12 protein-coding genes are annotated in these 17,980 nt (G+C 59.2%); 3 read left to right on the forward strand and 9 right to left on the reverse strand.

Features of this window, described 5'->3' with window-relative positions:
• Positions 1–21: 21 nt before the first annotated feature.
• The 5 genes from JZY08_RS14250 to cyoA form a co-directional block, all read right to left on the reverse strand.
• A complete protein-coding gene (locus JZY08_RS14250) occupies positions 22–792 on the reverse strand; it encodes an SURF1 family protein (protein ID WP_216330488.1) in 771 nt (256 codons plus the stop codon).
• Positions 793–961: 169 nt separating this feature from the next.
• Entirely contained in the window at positions 962–1,354 is a 393-nt protein-coding gene (gene cyoD / locus JZY08_RS14255) for a cytochrome o ubiquinol oxidase subunit IV (RefSeq protein WP_003493104.1), read from the reverse strand.
• Positions 1,354–1,980 carry a cytochrome o ubiquinol oxidase subunit III gene (gene cyoC / locus JZY08_RS14260; protein WP_035219604.1) on the reverse strand — a complete coding sequence of 209 codons (627 nt, stop codon included), beginning with the start codon at positions 1,978–1,980 and terminating at the stop codon, positions 1,354–1,356. Before cyoC ends, cyoD begins: the two co-directional genes overlap by 1 nt.
• A gap of 5 nt (positions 1,981–1,985) precedes the next feature.
• Positions 1,986–3,989 carry a cytochrome o ubiquinol oxidase subunit I gene (gene cyoB, locus JZY08_RS14265; RefSeq protein ID WP_003493109.1) on the reverse strand — a complete coding sequence of 668 codons (2,004 nt, stop codon included), beginning with the start codon at positions 3,987–3,989 and terminating at the stop codon, positions 1,986–1,988.
• A 76-nt stretch (positions 3,990–4,065) separates the two neighbouring features.
• On the reverse strand, positions 4,066–5,139 hold the full coding sequence (gene cyoA, locus JZY08_RS14270; protein ID WP_035219601.1) for a ubiquinol oxidase subunit II: 1,074 nt from the start codon (positions 5,137–5,139) through the stop codon (positions 4,066–4,068).
• Between the two features lie 305 nt (positions 5,140–5,444).
• Between cyoA and JZY08_RS14275 the strand changes: the two genes are divergently transcribed.
• The 3 genes from JZY08_RS14275 to JZY08_RS14285 all read left to right on the forward strand — a co-directional run bounded on the left by JZY08_RS14275 (position 5,445) and on the right by JZY08_RS14285 (position 14,448).
• Positions 5,445–6,773: an MFS transporter gene (locus JZY08_RS14275; protein ID WP_035219599.1), complete on the forward strand. Its 1,329-nt coding sequence runs from the start codon at positions 5,445–5,447 to the stop codon at positions 6,771–6,773.
• A gap of 407 nt (positions 6,774–7,180) precedes the next feature.
• Positions 7,181–12,685, forward strand: coding sequence for a glutamate synthase-related protein (locus tag JZY08_RS14280; protein ID WP_216330489.1), 5,505 nt, complete (start codon positions 7,181–7,183; stop codon positions 12,683–12,685).
• The gene (locus JZY08_RS14285; protein ID WP_216330490.1) at positions 12,682–14,448 is read left to right on the forward strand and encodes a sulfite reductase subunit alpha; all 1,767 of its coding nucleotides are present in this window, start codon (positions 12,682–12,684) and stop codon (positions 14,446–14,448) included. The genes JZY08_RS14280 and JZY08_RS14285 overlap by 4 nt, the downstream gene beginning before the upstream one ends.
• Positions 14,449–14,491: 43 nt before the next feature.
• Here JZY08_RS14285 and JZY08_RS14290 read toward each other — a convergent pair whose 3' ends face one another.
• The 4 genes from JZY08_RS14290 to fabB form a co-directional block, all read right to left on the reverse strand.
• Complete coding sequence (locus tag JZY08_RS14290) at positions 14,492–15,085, reverse strand: TadE/TadG family type IV pilus assembly protein (RefSeq protein WP_216331566.1); 594 nt, start codon at positions 15,083–15,085, stop codon at positions 14,492–14,494.
• Positions 15,082–15,678 carry a TadE/TadG family type IV pilus assembly protein gene (locus JZY08_RS14295; RefSeq protein ID WP_216330491.1) on the reverse strand — a complete coding sequence of 199 codons (597 nt, stop codon included), beginning with the start codon at positions 15,676–15,678 and terminating at the stop codon, positions 15,082–15,084. The genes JZY08_RS14290 and JZY08_RS14295 overlap by 4 nt, the downstream gene beginning before the upstream one ends.
• A 191-nt stretch (positions 15,679–15,869) precedes the next feature.
• The gene (fabI, locus tag JZY08_RS14300; RefSeq protein ID WP_003493126.1) at positions 15,870–16,676 is read right to left on the reverse strand and encodes an enoyl-ACP reductase FabI; all 807 of its coding nucleotides are present in this window, start codon (positions 16,674–16,676) and stop codon (positions 15,870–15,872) included.
• Positions 16,677–16,682: 6 nt separating this feature from the next.
• The gene (gene fabB / locus JZY08_RS14305) at positions 16,683–17,906 is read right to left on the reverse strand and encodes a beta-ketoacyl-ACP synthase I (RefSeq protein WP_216330492.1); all 1,224 of its coding nucleotides are present in this window, start codon (positions 17,904–17,906) and stop codon (positions 16,683–16,685) included.
• Positions 17,907–17,980 lie beyond the last annotated feature (74 nt).

The raw sequence follows: 17,980 nt of genomic DNA on the forward strand, positions 1-17,980 counted from the left end.
CCATCTGGTAAAACCAGATGCTCAATCCTCGTCCCGTTTCGATTTCGGCGCGTTGAGATTGCGCAGGACGTACCAGCCGGCCGCAACCACCATAGCCGCCAGAATATACCAGGTCACGGCGTAGGACAGATGGTTGTTGGGGAAGGTGAGCATGGTCTTGCCGCCGACCGGAAAGCCGCCCGGATTGGGTGTCGCATCGGCATCGACATAGAACGGCGCGACATCGGAAAGGCCGGATGCCTGCGATATCTGCGGGATGTTGCGGGAGTACCAGCGCCCATTTGCCGGATCGTTGGTTCGAAGGAAAAGCCCGCCGGTTTCCGGCGCACGCATCAATCCGACGATCTCGACATTTCCGGCGGGTTCGCCTTCCCGCCTGGAGGACGGGTCCCGTTTGTCGGAAGGCACGAAGCCGCGATTGACGATGACGCTTGAACCGTCTTCGCGCCTGAGCGGCGTCATCACCCAGTAGCCGGGGCCGAGATCGCTGACCGTATAGACCTGAACTTGTTTGTCATTAAGGAAGGTGCCGGACAGTTTTACACGGCGATATTCATAGCCAGCGGGATCGGTTAGGGCCGGCCATTCGGCAGCAGCAGGGGCTTCGACGGGGGCGGCATGGGCGCGGGCTTCGATACGCGCGATCAGGTCGAGCTTCCAGGAAAGACGTTTGACCTGCCATGTCCCGAGCGCAAGCAGAGAGCCCGTCAGGACAATGGTTAGAAACAGGACGACGATTGCCGCGGGGCGGATACGGCGCTTTTGCGGGGTGGTTGTCGATGGATCGGTCATGGTTTCACAGTCCTTGCAAGGCCATGCGGCTTGCCACGGCAGCGCTTTTGGCCGCAGGCATCCGGTCTTCCAGCAAATAACCCCATAAATCGCACCACGATTCATGGGGTTATGTGTTGGTGCGTTAGCCGGCCCGCCGGAAAACCGGCAGGCCGTTGATTTATGCTGCTCAGGGCAGGTTCTTCACATCTTCGATGTGCAGCGGCATCATGTTCTTGTTCATGTTGTACATGACCCAGAGCGAGCCGGAGAGCGTGATCAGGAGCACCACGACGGTGAAGATCAGCGCCATGAAGGTCCAGCCGCCTTCGGACCTGGTGTCCATGTGCAGGAAGTAGATCATGTGCACGAAGATCTGGATGACGCCGAGACCCATGATCGCGATGACGAGCAGGGTCTTGTTTTCAAGAACGTCGCCCATGACCAGCCAGAAGGGGATCGCCGTCAGGATAACCGACAGGACGAAGCCGATCATGTAGCTCTTGAAGGTGCCGTGGCTCGCGCCATCATGGTGATGGTCGTCGCCATGCGCGTCGTGGTGTGCGTGTGCTTCGGAACTCATCACAGAACTCCCATGAGATAAACGAAGGAGAAGACGCCGATCCAGATGACGTCAAGGAAGTGCCAGAACATCGAAAGGCACATCAGGCGACGCTTGTTTGCCGCGATCAGACCGTGCTTGGAGACCTGGAACATCAGCGTGACGAGCCAGATAATGCCGAAGGTAACGTGCAGACCGTGCGTGCCGACCAGCGCGAAGAAGGCGGAGAGGAAGGCCGAACGCTGCGGGCCTGCGCCTTCCGCGATCAGGTGATGGAACTCGTAAAGTTCCACGGCAAGGAAGGCGAGGCCGAAGAGGCCGGTCACGCCAAGCCACACCAGTGTCGACTTCACCTTCTTCTTTTCCATTTCCAGCATGGCAAAGCCATAGGTGATAGAGGAGAAGAGCAGGAAGCCGGTATTGATCGCCACGAGCTTCAGATCGAACAGATCCGCACCCGAAGGACCGGCCGCATAGTTGCGGCCGACAACGGCATAGGTGGCAAACAGGGTCGCGAAGATGAGGCAGTCGCTCATCAGGTAGAGCCAGAAGCCCAGCGAGGTGCCGTTCTCCGGGTGATGGTCTTCCTTCAGGTAGAAGACCGGTGGTTCAGCGCCGTCGACGCTTTGTGCAGGTGCATGAGCCATATTCGTTACGCCTGTTCAGCAAGCAGCTTCGTACGTTCCGCTTCGACTGTCGAAACATCGGAAGCCGGAATGTAATATTCGCGGTTGTAGTTGAAGGTATGGGCGATCGAGACCGCGATGATGGCGAGCATGGACAGAGCCGCCAGCCACCAGATGTGCCACACCAACGCAAAGCCGAGCACCACGCTGATGGCGCTGATGATCACGCCCGCACCGGTGTTCTTCGGCATATGGATCGGGATGTAACCTTCAAGCGGACGGACATAACCGCGCTTCTTCATATCCGCCCAGGCGTCGACGTCATGAACGACCGGCGTGAAGGCGAAGTTGTAGGCCGGCGGCGGCGACGAGGTCGACCATTCCAGCGTACGCCCGTGATAGGGATCGCCGGTAACGTCGCGGAGCTGATCGCGCTTGAGGAAGCTGACGATGAGCTGGATGACGAAGGAGGCGATGCCGAGCGCGATCAGGAAGGCGCCGAAGGCCGCGATCACGAACCAGATCTGCAGCGAATTGTCCTCGAACTGGCTGATACGGCGGGTCACGCCCATCAGGCCGAGAATGTAGAGCGGCATGAAGGCGAAATAGAAGCCGATGAACCAGAACCAGAAGGACAGTTTGCCCCAGAAAGGATCGAGGCGGTAACCGAAGGCCTTCGGGAACCAGTAGACGATACCCGCGAGCACACCGAACACCACGCCACCGATGATGGTGTTGTGGAAGTGGGCAATCAGGAACAGCGAGTTGTGCAGCACGAAGTCCGCCGGCGGAACGGCAAGAAGAACACCGGTCATGCCGCCGATGACGAAGGTGATCATGAAGCCGATCGTCCACAGCATCGGGACATCGAACTTGATGCGGCCCTTATACATGGTGAAGAGCCAGTTGAAGATCTTGGCACCCGTCGGGATCGAGATGATCATCGTGGTGATGCCGAAGAACGCGTTCACGCTTGCGCCGGAACCCATGGTGAAGAAGTGGTGCAGCCACACGACATAAGCGAGGATGGTGATGACGCCCGTGGCGTAGACCATCGAGGCATAACCGAAAAGGCGCTTGTTGGAGAAGGTCGAGACGATTTCCGAGAAGACGCCGAATGCCGGCAGGACCAGAATGTAAACTTCGGGATGGCCCCAGATCCAGATGAGGTTGACATACATCATCGGGTTGCCGCCGAGATCGTTGGTGAAGAAGTTGGTGCCAACGTAACGGTCGAGGGTCAGAAGCGCGAGCGTGCCGGTCAGGATCGGGAACGAGGCCACGATCAGGATGTTGGAACACAGCGATGTCCAGACGAAGATCGGCAGGCGCATCATGGTCATGCCAGGTGCGCGCATCTTGATGATCGTGACGATCAGGTTGATACCTGAGAGCGTCGTTCCCACACCGGCGATCTGTAGGCCCCAGATGTAATAATCCACGCCCACACCCGGACTGCCGTCAATGCCGGAAAGCGGCGGATAGGCAAGCCAGCCGGTCTGCGCATATTCACCGATGAACAGCGAGATCATGGTGATGACGGCGCCGGCCGTGGTCATCCAGAAGGAGAAGTTGTTGAGGAAGGGGAACGAAACGTCGCGGGCGCCGATCTGTAGCGGCACGACGAAGTTCATCAGGCCGGTGATCATCGGCATGGCCATGAAGAAGATCATGATGACGCCGTGGGCCGTGAAGATCTGGTCGTAATGGTGTGGCGGAAGGTAACCTTCCGATCCGCCGGAGGCGATCGCCTGCTGGACGCGCATCATGATGGCATCGGCGAAACCGCGCAAAAGCATGACCAGCGCCAGGATGATGTACATGATACCGATCTTCTTGTGATCGATGCTCGTGAACCATTCATTCCAGAGGTAGCCCCAGAGGCGGAAATAGGTGAGGGCGCCGACGACGGCGATACCGCCCAGAGCCACGGCCGCGAAGGTCGCGACGAGAATGGGCTCGTGAAGCGGGATGGACTCCCATGTCAGCTTCCCGAACAGGAACGACGTTTGATCGGAATTGACGATCATTTTTAGCCTCTTGCGATTCTAAGACATAAGATCGGCGCAGCCATTGGCCGCGCCGCATAATGCCGGGACGTATCCGTCAGCCAGCGACTTGTTTCGTTTCCGGCAGCGCCGCAGGCTCGAAAGTCTGACCTTCGATCGCAGCCGGAGTGGATTGGGGACCGCTGGCAACGCCATAGGGCGCAAGCGGCGTGCAGACGACGGAGTTCAGCGCCTTGGCGATGTCGATGCCTTCCTTGCCGCCGCCGCCCTTGGCGTCGATATGCATCATGTCGCGCATGCAGAGCTTGTTGGGCTCGACACAGCGGTTGAGGATGGCGCTGTAGAGTTCCGGATCGACGGAGGCGAAATACTGAACCGGCTCACGCTCCGACGGCTTGGCGAATTCGAGATATTCCTGACGGCCGAAGCCCTTGCCGCCTTCCTTCGCCTTCGCCACCCACTGGTCGAAGCCCTGCTGGCTCAGGCCATGGAACTTGAAGCGCATATGGGAGAAGCCGGGGCCGGAGAAGTTGGCCGAGAAGCCGTCATAGACGCCTTCCTTGTTGATGACCGCGTGCAGCTTGGTCTGCATGCCGCCCATGGCGTAGATCTGGCCGGCAAGTGCGGGAACGAAGAAGGAGTTCATCGCGGTCGTGCCGGTGATCTTGAAGTTGATCGGGACATCGACCGGAGCGGCGAATTCATTGACACTGCCAATGCCCAGTTCGGGATAGAAGAACAGCCACTTCCAGTCCATGGCCACCACTTCGACCGTGATCGGCTTGGTCTCGGCGGTGACCTGGCGGTTCTCGTCGATACGCTCCAGCGGACGATAGGGGTCGAGACGGTGGGTGGAAATCCAGGTGACCGTGCCGAGCATCAGGATGATGGCGACCGGGGCCGACCAGATCACCATTTCAAGGCGCGTCGAGTGATGCCACTCGGGATCGTAATCCTCCGCCTTTGCCGATTCGCGGTACTTCCATGCGAAGAACAGCGTCAGGACGATGACCGGAACGATGATAAGCAGCATCAGAACCGTGGACGTGATGATGAGGTCGCGCTGCTGGATGGCGATGTCACCCGAAGGATTCATCACCACGAGGTTGCAGCCGCTGAGCAGCAACAGTGCCGGGATTGCCAGAAGGGCGGACGGGAGTTTTTTGATCATGCGCACGTTCTTTGGACTCGTACAGTTTGGATTATGCCGCGATTAATTGCCGAACATCATTTTTGAAATGAGGTATATTGTCGCGGTGCAGCGAAACCTTCGCGATGCACCATGTGCGGGCAGAGCTGCGTTTGAAGACGGAGCGGGTGCATTATCGCATAGCGAGCTTCCCGGGCAAGCCTTTCTTGCCAAACTTCAATTGACGTTACGGAGGGTGCGTGTGACAATCCGTCGCATCGTAACGCAACGGAAGAGGAGCCGGCGCGTTACAGGAAATGGTTCGTCCATGACGCAGGAGGAATATTATGAGTTATAGCAATGCTGCTCCATCTTTTGGGCAGGCGCCGGAAGCAAACGGTCATGGAACCGATCCGGTCAAGGTCGATCCGGATCGCATCACAATCGCGGTCATTCTTGCGAGAATGACTGAGTTTTTCGACTTCTTTATCTATGCCATTGCCTCCGCGCTCGTTTTTCCGCACGTTTTCTTCTCCTTCGTCGACCCGCTGACGGCTACGCTTTATTCCTTTGCAGTCTTCTCTCTGGCCTTTATCGCAAGGCCGATCGGCTCGCTGATCTTCCTCCAGATCGACCGAAAGTTCGGCCGTGCCGTCAAGCTGATGGCCGCGCTGTTCACGCTCTGTGGTTCAACGATGGCGATCAGCTTTCTTCCCTCCTATGCGGAAGCCGGCGTGCTCGCTCCCTGTCTTCTGGCGGTGTTCCGCATCGGTCAGGGTCTCGGCCTTGGCGGCGCATGGGATGGTCTCGTCTCATTGCTCGCCATGAATGCACCGCCGAAGCAACGCGGCTGGTACGCCATGATGCCGCAGATCGGCGCGGCGATGGGCTTCGGTCTCGCCAGCGCGTTCTTCATCGTTTTCGTCACACAGCTTTCCAATGCGGAATTCCTCGCCTGGGGCTGGCGTTTCCCCTTCTTCGTGGCGCTGGCGCTGAACGTTCTCGCGCTCTTTGCCCGCCTGCGCATGATCGTGACGCCGGAATTCCAGGCCATGCTTGAACAGCACGAGCTGGAGCCGCGCCCCATGTTCAAGATGTTGCGCTCGCAGTTTCCGGTCGTGGTCACAGGTGCATTCGTGCCGCTGGCAAGCTTTGCGCTCTTCCATCTGGTCACGGTTTTCCCGCTGAGCTGGGTTTCCCTCAACACCACCCAGCGTGTTTCGGACTTCCTGTTCGTGCAGTTTGTCAGCGCCATCATCGCCGGTGGCATGATCGTGGTTTCAGGGATTCTGGCCGACAGGATCGGCCGGCGGAAGCTTCTGGCTGTCGCAGCAGTGCTGATCGGTCTGTTCAGCCTTGTTGCACCCGTCCTTCTGAGTTCGGGCGATATCGGCCGCTATCTCTTCGTGTTGATCGGCTTTTCGCTGCTTGGTCTGTCCTTCGGTCAGGCGGGCGGTGCGCTCGCTTCCCGCTTCAGCCGCGAATACCGTTATACCGGCGCATCGCTCACCTCGGATATTTCCTGGCTGATCGGTGCCGGTTTCGCCCCGCTTGTCGCACTTGGATTTTCGTCCAAATTCGGACTGTTTGCGGTCGGAATTTACCTGATGTCCGGTGCGGTCTGTACCCTGGTCGCGCTTTGGTTTAGCCGCACGCTGGACATGCCGTCGGAGTAAGCAGGGCAATTTAACAACCTCTGCAGCCATCGCGCCGCGGAATCCTGTCGGATTTCGCGGCGTTTTTGTTTTTTTATTGCGCCGGATCGATTTTAATCTTGACTCGGTCCTTCATGAAATATTATGTAAGCAATACTGACGTAATTCAGTGTGTCTCATTGCCGGAAATGCCGGCCTTCAGGGAACGCAATGCGAACGACGACGATCATTATTTGCGAAAAAGCGGCCATCGCCGCCAAGCCGTTTGACGGCCGCAAAACGACCGTTCGCGCCATTAAACGCCGATAAGCAGAAGAATGAGGAGCAGCCAGGTCGCCTGCGGCTCCGCCCGCAGAGTGCCGGCTGACGCGCCGGGTTTCGGGAAAGAGGGCGATGCCGCGCGAAATGCGCAACGAGAGGAGAGAACCTTGAGCGTGACGGAGCAAAAATTCGGCCTTTACGATGCGGCTTTTGAAAAAAGCAGCTGTGGCGTCGGTTTCATCACCCGCAAGGACGGCGTGCAGACGCATGATGTGCTGAAGCGCGGCCACGAGGCGCTCTGTGCCGTGCCGCATCGCGGCGGCATGTCGGCGGAAGGTGTCGGCGATGGTGCCGGCGTGTCGCTGGATTTGTCGCTCTCCTTCTTTCGGGAATTGACCGGTGAGGCCGGCTTGCAGGCCGGTCGCTTCGGCGTCGGCAATTTTTTCCTGCCGCAGAATCCCGCGTTCCACGGTGAGGCGGTCGGTATCATCGCAAACGCCCTCAAGGAGCAGGGGTTTTCGGTCCTGCTTGCCCGCGATGTACCGGTCAATGACGCGGCGATCCGCCCCGCCGCCATCCCTTACCAGTTGCCGATCCGGCAATGGGTTTTCTCGGCTCCTGCCGAATGCGCAACCCTCGCCGAATTCGACTGGCGCATCCACAAGGCGCTGCTGGCCATCGAGGCGCTTGCCTATACCGTGCCGGAACTTGCCGGCTTTTATCCGCTGTCGCTCAGCGCCCGCACGCAGGTTCTGAAAGGGCGTCTGAACTCGCATGAGGTCATGCCCTATTTCTGTGACCTTACCGATCCGCGCCATGAAGTGCATACGATGTATTTCCACACGCGGTTTTCCACCAATACCGATCCGCATCCCTCCATGGCGCAGCCCTTCCGCCTGATGGCGCATAATGGCGAACTCAATACCGACAAGAAGAACCGGCTGTCTGAAGCGGCCGTGGCGCTGGCGAAGAATGCCAGCATCATCCGGCCGAAGGGCCAGTCGGATAGCTGCCGTCTGGATCAGACCCTGCAGGCACGGGTAATGGAAGACGGTCTCGACCTCGTCACTGCCGTCGTCTCGATGATGCCGCCAGCCTGGGAAAACGACGATACCCTGTCACCGGCCGTGAAAGCGATGCTGGAATATTTCTCGCTTTATGAGGAGAAGAATGACGGCCCGGCCGCGCTGATCTTCGGCGATGGCACCATCATCGGTGCGCGGCTCGATCGCCTCGGCCTGCGCCCGCTGCGCACCGTCGAGACGCAAGATTATCTCTGCGTCATGTCGGAGGCCGGGCAGATCGCGTTTCCGGCGGAAAGCGTCATCCGTCGCGGCCGCATCGAGGCGGGCGGCATGCTTTATTACGATCACGCCGAGCGTCGTGCTTTTTCCACGGTCGAGGCGCTGGAGCTTCTGGCCTCGCGCCGGGACTATCCGTCGCTATTGTCTGAAGCACGCGTAATGCTTGAGGACCTGCCGGAAGTGCCGGCGGAAAAGCAGGGCTCGCCCCTTCGTTACAATGGCGATCTGGAACGGCATCAGCGCTACGTCGCCTATTCGCATAATCAGGAAAGCTTCAAGTTCCTGATGGACCCGATGTTGGCATCAGGCGCGGAAAAAATCTCGGCCATGGGTTATGGCAATGCCATCAACGCGCTCTCCGATCAAGAAGGCGGGGTGGCGAAGTATTTCTCGCAACGCTTCGCGCAGGTTACCAATCCGCCGCTCGACAGTATTCGTGAGGCCGATGGCATGACGTTGCGTGTCGCCCTCGGTGCGAAGCCGAACAGCGGCGCGAAGAAGGCCCGCCAGATCGTCGTGCGCTCTCCGATCCTGACCCATCTCGATATGCTGCGTATTCGCGAACAGTCGGAGACGCCCCTTCGCCGTTTTGAAATGCTCTATTCGCCGGTCTTCGATGTTGCGGAGGCCAATGAAACGGCCCTACGGCAGGCAATTGATGACCTCTGCGATGAGGTTGTGGCTTTCGCGGCAGAGGAAGGCGGCATCGCCGTCACCACCGACCGGCATGTCTCGGCAGGCCGCGCGGCTCTACCGATGATCATGGTCGTTTCCGCCATCAACCAGCGGCTGATCGAAGAAGGCCTGCGGCTGCGCGTTTCCCTGATCGTTGAAAGCGGACAGTTTTCTTCCTCGCATCACATCGCAGCGGGCCTCGGCTTCGGGGCGTCGGCGGTCTATCCGCTCGGCGTGCAGTTCCGTGCGGAGGAAAAATTCGCCGCCGATGCCGACAAGGCGTTCAAGCGTTTTGCCAAGGCTGCTGAAAAGTCGCTGATGAAGACCATGGGCAAGGTCGGGCTGTGCACGGCGGAAAGTTATATCGGCGGCGAGTTCTTCGAACCGAATTTCCTCGATACCAACGATCCGGTGCTGAAGCGCTATTTCCCGAATGTGAAGACCCCGGTCGGTGGCGTCACCTTCGCCGTTATCGCGCAGGCGGTGGCCGACTGGCATCGCAAGGCGCTATCGGTGAAGGGCGAAAACGACATTCCGCTGCTCGGCCTCTTCAAGGAACGCGCGGAAGGCGCCGGCCATTCCTATGGCACGACGGCGGTGCGCGGTTTCGTGGACATGACGGAAGAAAAGATCGGTTTCGATAAGGGAACCGAAAACGAGGAGATGCTGCGTCTTTTGCCGCTCAACCGGCTGGAGGATGCTTTCGGTCTCAACGATGCGGCCTATTATCACAACAGCTTCGACCGGCTGACCCCTGACGCCATCGACAAATTCGAGGTAACGCCCGGTTACCGCGCCTTCGCCCGCATGATGGCGGAGGAAAGGGCGCGCCGCCCCGCCGCTTTGCGCGATGTTCTGGAATTGCCGGCCGATGTGACCTTCGCCGGTTCCGCAGAAGAATTCCGCCGGGAAATGGGCCGCTTTTCCCGGCAGGGCAATAACAGCTTCATGGTGCGCGGATTGCGCTGCGAAGAGGCGGGAGACGGCGCTTTCCGGCTGCAGCTGACCGGCCCGCACGGTCATGAGCTTGCCCGGCTTGCTGCGCTCGGCCAGTCGCTGCTCGACCGTTTCGGTGCGGATATTCCCGGCCACTGGCTGGAAGGTGGCGCGCTCATGGTTCAGGTGAAGGGCGAAGCCTCCGCTTATCTCTCGCTTATCCGCACCGCGCCGGAAAGCATCCCGCTCGATGCCGTTCAGAAGGCGAGCGAGATCACCAAGACCCTCGCATCGGGCGCCATGAGCCATGGTGCGCTGGTGGCCGCCGCCCATGAGGCGGTTGCCCACGGTACCAACATGGTCGGCGGCATGTCCAACTCGGGCGAGGGCGGCGAGCATATTTCCCGTTACGGCACCATTCGCGCCTCGCGCATCAAGCAGTTCGCTTCCGGCCGCTTCGGCGTCTGGGCCGGCTATCTTGCCGATCCGATGCTGGAGGAAATAGAGATCAAGATCGGCCAGGGCGCAAAGCCCGGCGAGGGCGGGCAGTTGCCGTCTCCCAAGGTAACGGTGGAAATCGCCGCCGCGCGTGGCGGCACGCCGGGTGTCGAACTCGTCTCGCCGCCGCCGCATCACGATACCTATTCGATCGAGGATCTGGCCCAGCTCATCCATGACGCCAAGGCAGCGCGCGTGCGCGTCATCGTCAAGCTCGTCTCGTCGGAAGGCATCGGCACGATTGCGGTCGGCGTCGCCAAGGCGGGTGCGGATGTCATCAATGTCGCCGGCAATACCGGCGGCACGGGTGCGGCGGCCGTCACCAGCCTCAAATATACCGGCCGTGCGGCGGAAATCGGCATTGCCGAGGTGCATCAGGCGCTTTGCGCCACCGGCCTGCGCGCCAAGGTGCTGCTGCGTTGCTCCGGCGCGCACCAGACGGCGAGCGACGTGGTGAAATCAGCGCTTCTCGGTGGCGACAGTTTCGAGTTCGGCACGACGGCGCTGATGATGCTGAAATGTGTCATGGCCAAGAACTGCAACATCAAGTGCCCGGCCGGTCTCACCACCAATCAGGAAGCCTTCAACGGCGATCCGCGAGCGCTGGCGCAATATCTCATGAACATCGCCCATGAAACGCGTGAGATTCTGGCAGGCCTTGGGGTCGCCTCGCTACGGGAAGCCCGTGGTCGTTCCGACCTTCTTCATCTCCTCGATCATCCGGCAAGCGTCGGCCAGCTTGACCTCCGGGCAATGCTTGCCGTGGTCGAAGAGGTGAAGATCGACAGCCCCGTTTATATGGAAAAGGACTTCGCACTCGACGATGCCTTCATCGAACTCGTGCGCTCGGCCCTGGTCGACAGCAGGCGCGAGAACATCGAGCTTGGCGGCAATCGTTTCCTCAACAATTGCAACAAGAGCGTCGGCGGCCAGCTCGCCGTCGATATCGAGCGTATGCTGAACCATGAGCTTTCCGATGAAGAGGCGGATGCGCTGCCGGCCGTGAAGCGGGACAGCCGTGGCCGCCGGTTCCTGGAGGCGGGTTCGGTGCGTATCGATACGTCCGGTTCCGCCGGGCAGTCTTTCGGCGCTTTCTGCAATGACGGCATGGTCATGGTCCATACCGGCACGTGCAATGACGGCGTCGGCAAAAGCGCCTGTGGCGGCACCATCGTCGTGCGCTCCCCGGGCGGCGGTTCGGAAGAGGCGGGTGGCAGCGTGCTGGTCGGCAATTTCGCGCTGTTCGGCGCCACCGGCGGCCGCACTTTTGTGGAAGGGCAAGCCGGTGACCGTTTCGCGGTGCGCAACTCCGGTGCCACCGCCGTGGTCGAAGGCGTGGGCGATTTCGCCTGTGAATATATGACCAACGGTGCGGTCCTCAACCTCGGCAGTTTCGGCAAGGGTTTCGGCAACGGCATGAGTGGCGGTTTCGTCTATCAGTATGATCCCTATGGCGATCTGCCGAAGAAGGTCAGCCACGATTCGATCCTGCTCGGCTCGATCACCGGTGAGGACGAACAGGCCGCAATCCACAATCAGGCCGTTCATCAGCTTTTGACCTGGCATGTGTCGGAAACCGGCTCGGCCAAGGCCGCGTGGCTTCTGGAAAACTGGGAGAGCGAACAGCACAATTTCGTCTACGGCATGCCGCGCGCCCTGCTGCTTTATCAGGACAGCGACGAAATTCTGAAGGCCAAGCCCCGCAAAGAGCTGCTGGAAGAACTGGCGTCTGCGCTAGCCGCCCATCAGGTGCGGAAGTTCAAACTCGCCTATCGCGACCGCAAAGCCGTTTTGAACGGAACTGTGCCGGGTCATAGTGAGACGGACACGGAAGAAATGTACGCGCTTCTCAACAATTACACGGTGTTGAGCATGGCGCAGGCAATCGCCCTGCAACGGCTGCCGCTGGCATCCGGCCCCTCCGATCCCGCCATCGAAAAAGCCGTGCGCAATCTCGTCCTCACGGAAGATTATGCGCTGATGCAGCGGCTGCTGAAATATGCACGCGAGGCGCTTTCCGACCATAGTGACGAACAGATTGCGGTGATGATCGCCGCCAAGCGCCTCGACGATTACAAGCAGGCGCTGGCGCGCCGCAACATCTGGTCGGTGGACAGCCCCGGCACCTATGGCTGGATCATTCAGCAGAACCGGAAAAACATCGAGAAGATCGGCCGTCTGCCGGGCTTCGAAGAGCTTTTCGCAGCGCGCGCCATTCCAGATCTTGCCACCGCATCCAGCCACAACAGGGCAGCATGATGAAGATACCCTATATTTCACAGGACGCACCCTTTAACGGTGACCAGCGTGCCTGGCTTTCCGGTTTTCTGGCCGGTCTTCACTCCCGCACCGCCATCGGCCTGGAGACATCGGTTGCCGCTGCCGCTCCAAAAGCAGCGGCCAGCGTGCTGAATGTCCTCGTTGGCACCCAGACCGGCAATGCCGAAGCGCTGGCGATGGATATCGCTGCTGCGGCCCGTGCACAGGGCATGCAGCCCGTAGTGACGGCGCTGGATGATGTCTCGATGGCTGGTCTCAGCGGCATGAAGCGGGTCATCGTCGTAACCTCCACCTATGGCGAAGGCGAAATGCCTGATAATGCCCAGCTTTTTTGGGAGTCGCTCGCCGCTGAAAACGCCCCGCGGCTGGACGAGATGAATTTCGCCGTCCTCGCGCTGGGCGACACCGGTTATGACGGCTTCTGCCAGGCGGGCAAGCTCATCGACACGCGGTTCGAACAACTCGGCGGCAAGCGCATGAAGACGCGTATTGACTGCGATATCGACTTCGAGGATGCGGCCGCAGCATGGATCGGTGAGACCCTGCCGCTTGCACGCGCCATCGATGGCGGCAGCGCGGCGGCGGCCATGTCTGTCGTCGCCGAGCCGCCGGCACGGGCAAAACAGGGATGGAGCCGCAAGAACCCCTACTCGGCTGAGGCAAGCGTCAATCGCCTTCTTTCCGGACCTGCATCGTCGAAGGAAATTCGCCACTACGAGTTTGATCTCGGCGAAAGTGGCCTCGATTACGAGGCGGGCGATGCTCTTGGCGTCGTTCCCCTCAACGACCCAAAGTTGGTGGGTGCGCTGCTCGAACGCTTCGGGGCTGGTACAGACAGCGAAGTCGCCGGGCTGGGCCGGCCGATCGGCGATGCGCTTCTGAACATGTTCGAGATTTCGACGCCCTCACGAGAGCTGGTCGCCGAAATTGGCAAGCGTGCAGGGCATGAAGAACTCAGCCACATCCTTGCGAATGGAGACAGGGAACAGCTTTCCGCCTTTCTCTGGAGCAAGGATATTCTCGACCTGCTTGATCTCGGCGGAAAGTCCGTATTCGACCTTGCCGAATTCGTGACGTTCCTGAAGCCATTGCAGCATCGCGCCTATTCCATCTCTTCCAGCCCTCTGGTTGCGGAAAACAGCGTGCATCTGACGATCGCCAGCGTGCGGTATCGCGCCGAAGGCCGCGATCGTGGTGGCGTGTGCTCCACCTATCTCGCGGACCGGGTGGAAGCGGGTGAGAATGCCGGGATTTTCGTCTCGCCCAACAAGGCGTTTCGTGTGCCGCAGGATAATGATGCGCCTATGATCATGGTGGGACCGGGCACGGGTATCGCGCCTTTCCGGGCATTTTTGCAGGAACGGCAGGCGCGCGGTGCAAAGGGCAGGAACTGGCTGTTTTTTGGCGATCAGCACCGGCAGTCGGATTTCATCTATGAAGATGAACTTGGCGACATGAGCCGCGATGGCGTGCTGACGCGTCTCGATCTCGCATTTTCACGCGATCAGGCGGAAAAGATCTACGTCCAAACCCGCATGCGGCAGAACGGCAAGGCGCTCTACCAATGGCTTGAGGAGGGTGGCTATTTCTATGTGTGCGGTGACGCGACGCGCATGGCGAAGGATGTCGATGACGCCTTGCACCGGATCGTTATTGACGAGGCCGGCATCTCGGCGGAAGCGGCAAGCGATTATGTAAACCGGCTGAAGCGCGAAAAGCGCTATCTGCGTGATGTCTATTAAACGCAGGCGATGATAGGGGGATCACCTCCCCGCTCCAAATGCCTCAGCAATTGGAGCAGGTGGTCTCTGCGTCGCGCTGCTTGAAGAAATAATCGCGCCCGATCGTGATCGACTTTACACCGGAGGAGGAGATGTCGGTCATGAACATCAGCAATTCATGCGGGATGGAAAGCTCGACGTGGATGAGGAAGCTGTTCTCTATCAGCAGGCGGGTTGGAACTGTTACCGTCGATCCAACGGCATAAGGCCTCTGATCTTTCTCATTCCAGGACCAGGCGATTTTCGCCTGTTTTTGCTTGTCGATGGTGATACCGCTGATTTTCAGCTGCAGACCTTTGGTGCTGTAAGGCGCAAAGACAGCTGCCGCGACATTCTGCATGTTTTTGAGATAGGTCTTGTCGACGGAGCCCGTTTTCGAGATCAGATCGTTGATCGTGGCGGCGGCGCTGCTTGACCGCTTAAAGGTATTGTAGCCGAGCGTGAGCTCGAAGGACGTCACATAAAGCGCGAGCAATATTGGGAAAAGGATAGCGAATTCCACAGCACCCACGCCGCGGCGATCTTTTACGAAGCGTGTAATGAGCGCGATGAAACGCAGTTTGCCGTTTGTGACGGCAGACGCCAACCCTGCCATTATGAGCCCCCGCTTGTGGTGTATTTCTCGTTCATGAAAGCATCGGTCGCGACAATGAGGAAATGCGAGGGCATCGATCCGTCAGCCGGGCGTATTTTAGTGAGGTAGGGCCGAATGATGTCGGCGATAACGCGCCAGCGATAATAGACGCGCAGCATGTTGATCGTTTCCGGACCGCCCGGCTTGAAGCCAAATTGCGAGGTGTCCAGATCGTAATATTGGCCGTAGGGCTTCAGGGGTATCGTGGTTGGAATATCCTTGAAGGCGGTAAAGGAGCGAAGGTCGATATAGAGCTTCTGTTCCTGTTTGATCTCATCTGCCGAGCAGGTGATCATCACTGAAACTTCATTACAGAAACTCTTGCGAAAATCCTCTTTCGAAATTGAACTGCTGATCTGCCCGGTGCGCAGACGCCGCGCCATGTTCTCCGTGGCATTGGCGACGACCTGTTCCGCCATCATGGCGAGGAAGGTCTCGATGATCGCAAAAACGACGAGGAAATAGGGAATCGCGAGGATCGCGAATTCGATGGCCGCTGTCCCGTCTCGCGAGACGCCAAATTTTTCCAGCAATGGCTTCAGTCTGGCCAGTCGCATGTGGTGGTTTCGACCTCTAGAATATGCGCCAGGCGCAACCGTTGAATTTGTTGCGGACCATAACCAGCCGGTATTTACATTCAGTTACCTCGATATTTTATACTTTAGTGATTCACAAAAGTGGCACAGTCTATAAATGCAAAAGGCCCGACATATTGCCGGGCCTTCATTGAACAGGGATAAATGGCGGCTTATTCAGCGTCCGCTTTCGACAGAACCTCAAGGGTGGGTGTCGAGGTGATGTTGTAGCCGCAATCCACGTAATGGCATTCGCCGGTAACCCCGCGCGACATGCCTGACAGCAGGTAAAGCGCTGATCCGCCGATATCGTCGATATCTGCCGTCCGCCGCAGCGGCGCATTTTTCTGGTTCCAGGCGTAGATCGCACGCGCATCCGAGATGCCTGCACCTGCCAGTGTGCGGACCGGGCCGGCCGAGATGGCGTTGACGCGGATGTCGCGCGGACCGTAGTCAGCGGCGAGATAGCGAACGGACGCCTCAAGTGCCGCCTTGGCGACACCCATGACGTTGTAGTTCGGAATGACACGCTGCGAACCGTTATAGGTCAGCGTCAGCATGGATCCGCCATTTGTCATCAGTTCCGCAGCGCGCTTGGCGATTTCCGTGAACGAGAAACAGGAGATGACCATGGTGCGGCTGAAATTCTCGCGGGTGGTATCGGCGTAGAAACCTTTCAACTCGTTCTTGTCGGAAAAGCCGATGGCGTGAACAACGAAATCGAGCGAGCCCCACTTTTCCCGGATCGTCGCAAACAGCGCGTCGACCGAGGCGATATCCTCGACATCGCAAGGCACGATGAAGTCGGACCCGAGTTCCGCGGCGAGCGGTTTCACGCGCTTGCCAAGTGCCTCTCCCTGATAGGTGAAGGCGAGTTCCGCGCCCTGTGCTGCGAGCGCCTTGGAGATACCCCAGGCGATCGAGTGATTGTTTGCGACGCCCATGATGAGGCCGCGTTTACCCTGCATGATGCCGTTCATGGGCAATTATCCGTTATGACGCTGGAAGACGAGCGTGGCGTTGGTGCCGCCGAAGCCGAAGGAATTGGAAAGGATGGTGTCGATCTTGGCGTTGTCGATGCGGTTGCGAACGATCGGAACGCCTGCAAATTCCGGGTCAAGCTCGGAAATATGCGCGCTTTCGCCGATGAAGCGTTCCTGCATCATCAGCAGGCCGTAGATCGATTCCTGAACGCCGGCAGCACCGAGCGAATGGCCGGTGAGCGATTTGGTCGACTGGATATGCGGGATCTTGTCGCCGAAGACTTCCCGGATCGCGCCGATTTCCTTGCTGTCGCCAACCGGCGTCGAGGTGCCGTGGGTATTGATGTAGTCGATATCGCCCTTGACGGTGGAAAGGGCCTGACGCATGCAGCGGATCGCGCCCTCCCCGGAAGGGGCCACCATGTCGTAACCGTCTGAGGTTGCGCCATAACCGACGATCTCGGCGTAGATTTTCGCGCCGCGCGCCTTTGCATGTTCCAGTTCCTCGAGAACCAGAACGCCCGCACCGCCGGCGATCACGAAACCGTCGCGGTTGACGTCATAGGCGCGCGAGGCAACGCCGGGTGTTTCGTTGTATTTAGACGACATCGCGCCCATGGCGTCGAAGAGGTTGGACATAGACCAGTCCAGATCCTCATGGCCGCCTGCGAACATCACGTCCTGCTTGCCCCACTGAATCATTTCGGCGGCGTTGCCGATGCAATGCGCCGAGGTCGAGCAGGCCGACGAGATGGAATAGTTGACGCCGTGGATCTTGAACCAGGTCGCGAGCGTGGCCGAGGCGGTCGAGGACATGGCCTTTGGTACGGCGAAGGGTCCGATGCGCTTCGGGCTGTTGTTCTTCAGCGTGATATCGGCGGCTTCAACGATGGTGCGGGTGGAGGGACCACCAGAGCCCATGATGATGCCGGTGCGCTCATTGCCGCTGATGTCGCTTTCTTCCAGACCGGAATCGGCGATCGCCTGCTTCATCGCGACATGGTTCCAGGCACCGCCCTGCGACAGGAAGCGCATGGCGCGGCGGTCGACCAGTTCCGTTGGGTCGAGAGACGGTTTGCCCCAGACCTGGCATTTGAAACCGTGTTCGGCGAAATCCGGCGAAAATGAAATGCCGGATTTGGCATCGCGCAGCGATGCGGTGACTTCAGCGGCATCACCGCCGATGGAAGAAACAATACCGAGGCCGGTGACAACAACTCGTCTCATGAAAGGGACCTTTTCTTAAGATTTCGGCTGGACGACCGAAGCCGCCCGGCTTTTGCCAGGACTTATTCCGTCTG

It is taken from the genome of Rhizobium sp. X9 (assembly GCF_018873185.1).
GTDB classification, from domain to species: Bacteria; Pseudomonadota; Alphaproteobacteria; order Rhizobiales; family Rhizobiaceae; genus Agrobacterium; species Agrobacterium oryzihabitans.

Bases quoted from the DNA above. Each gene is read 5' to 3' on its own strand.
- cyoB (WP_003493109.1), bottom strand. From the start codon at position 3,989: ATGATCGTCAATTCCGATCAAACGTCGTTCCTGTTCGGGAAGCTGACA.
- cyoC (WP_035219604.1), bottom strand. From the start codon at position 1,980: ATGGCTCATGCACCTGCACAAAGCGTCGACGGCGCTGAACCACCGGTC.
- JZY08_RS14295 (WP_216330491.1), bottom strand. From the start codon at position 15,678: ATGCGACTGGCCAGACTGAAGCCATTGCTGGAAAAATTTGGCGTCTCG.
- JZY08_RS14250 (WP_216330488.1), bottom strand. From the start codon at position 792: ATGACCGATCCATCGACAACCACCCCGCAAAAGCGCCGTATCCGCCCC.
- JZY08_RS14275 (WP_035219599.1), top strand. From the start codon at position 5,445: ATGAGTTATAGCAATGCTGCTCCATCTTTTGGGCAGGCGCCGGAAGCA.
- cyoA (WP_035219601.1), bottom strand. From the start codon at position 5,139: ATGATCAAAAAACTCCCGTCCGCCCTTCTGGCAATCCCGGCACTGTTG.
- fabI (WP_003493126.1), bottom strand. From the start codon at position 16,676: ATGAACGGCATCATGCAGGGTAAACGCGGCCTCATCATGGGCGTCGCA.
- cyoD (WP_003493104.1), bottom strand. From the start codon at position 1,354: ATGAGTTCCGAAGCACACGCACACCACGACGCGCATGGCGACGACCAT.
- JZY08_RS14285 (WP_216330490.1), top strand. From the start codon at position 12,682: ATGATGAAGATACCCTATATTTCACAGGACGCACCCTTTAACGGTGAC.
- fabB (WP_216330492.1), bottom strand. From the start codon at position 17,906: ATGAGACGAGTTGTTGTCACCGGCCTCGGTATTGTTTCTTCCATCGGC.